1 rRNA gene is annotated in these 1,818 nt (G+C 50.9%); it reads right to left on the bottom strand.

Annotated features, from left to right (window positions below):
- Nucleotides 1-67: 67 nt before the first annotated feature.
- Nucleotides 68-1,628, bottom strand: a 16S ribosomal RNA gene (locus IW492_RS17675).
- Between the last annotated feature and the right edge of the window lie 190 nt (nt 1,629-1,818).

The raw sequence follows: 1,818 nt of genomic DNA, 5'->3' as shown, positions 1-1,818 counted from the left end.
ATAAGTAAACCTCTCAAAACTGAACAAAGTAATGCAAACCTGTGTAAGTCTCCGTAATATTCCTTAGAAAGGAGGTGATCCAGCCGCACCTTCCGATACGGCTACCTTGTTACGACTTCACCCCAATCATCTATCCCACCTTAGGCGGCTGGCTCCATAAAGGTTACCTCACCGACTTCGGGTGTTACAAACTCTCGTGGTGTGACGGGCGGTGTGTACAAGGCCCGGGAACGTATTCACCGCGGCGTGCTGATCCGCGATTACTAGCGATTCCGGCTTCATGCAGGCGAGTTGCAGCCTGCAATCCGAACTGAGAGAAGCTTTAAGAGATTTGCTTAGCCTCGCGACTTCGCGTCTCGTTGTACTTCCCATTGTAGCACGTGTGTAGCCCAGGTCATAAGGGGCATGATGATTTGACGTCATCCCCACCTTCCTCCGGTTTGTCACCGGCAGTCTCGCTAGAGTGCCCAACTGAATGATGGCAACTAACAATAAGGGTTGCGCTCGTTGCGGGACTTAACCCAACATCTCACGACACGAGCTGACGACAACCATGCACCACCTGTCACTTTGCCCCCGAAGGGGAAGCTCTATCTCTAGAGTGGTCAAAGGATGTCAAGACCTGGTAAGGTTCTTCGCGTTGCTTCGAATTAAACCACATGCTCCACCGCTTGTGCGGGCCCCCGTCAATTCCTTTGAGTTTCAACCTTGCGGTCGTACTCCCCAGGCGGAGTGCTTAATGCGTTTGCTGCAGCACTGAAGGGCGGAAACCCTCCAACACTTAGCACTCATCGTTTACGGCGTGGACTACCAGGGTATCTAATCCTGTTTGCTCCCCACGCTTTCGAGCCTCAGCGTCAGTTACAGACCAGAGAGCCGCCTTCGCCACTGGTGTTCCTCCATATATCTACGCATTTCACCGCTACACATGGAATTCCACTCTCCTCTTCTGCACTCAAGTCTCCCAGTTTCCAATGACCCTCCCCGGTTGAGCCGGGGGCTTTCACATCAGACTTAAGAAACCGCCTGCGCTCGCTTTACGCCCAATAAATCCGGACAACGCTTGCCACCTACGTATTACCGCGGCTGCTGGCACGTAGTTAGCCGTGGCTTTCTGGTTAGATACCGTCAAGGTGAGAGCAGTTACTCTCCCACTTGTTCTTCTCTAACAACAGAGTTTTACGATCCGAAAACCTTCTTCACTCACGCGGCGTTGCTCGGTCAGACTTTCGTCCATTGCCGAAGATTCCCTACTGCTGCCTCCCGTAGGAGTCTGGGCCGTGTCTCAGTCCCAGTGTGGCCGATCACCCTCTCAGGTCGGCTATGCATCGTGGCCTTGGTGAGCCCTTACCTCACCAACTAGCTAATGCACCGCGGGTCCATCCATCAGCGACACCCGAAAGCGTCTTTCAAATAAGAACCATGCGGTTCCTATTGTTATACGGTATTAGCACCTGTTTCCAAGTGTTATCCCCTTCTGATGGGCAGGTTACCCACGTGTTACTCACCCGTCCGCCACTCTTCTTTTCAATTGAGTGCAAGCACTCGGCAGAAAAGAAGCGTTCGACTTGCATGTATTAGGCACGCCGCCAGCGTTCGTCCTGAGCCAGGATCAAACTCTCATAATAAAAGTTAGAACAATCTTACGATTGTTAAGCTCATTGTTGTTGCGCTAGCTTTCGCTTGCTTGTTAAAAATGTTTGTTGTTTTGAATTGATCAAAACGCCCTACACATTTGGTTTGTCTTACTTTGTTCAGTTTTCAAAGGTCTACTTTGTCGCCTTGCAGCAACTTTTATATCTTATCAAATCGAGAAGC

The sequence above is a fragment of the Enterococcus sp. BWB1-3 genome (assembly GCF_016745275.1).
Classification (GTDB): domain Bacteria; phylum Bacillota; class Bacilli; order Lactobacillales; family Enterococcaceae; genus Enterococcus_L.
Note: the sequence above shows the minus strand (reverse complement) of the source record. Positions and strands in the feature narration are given on the sequence as shown.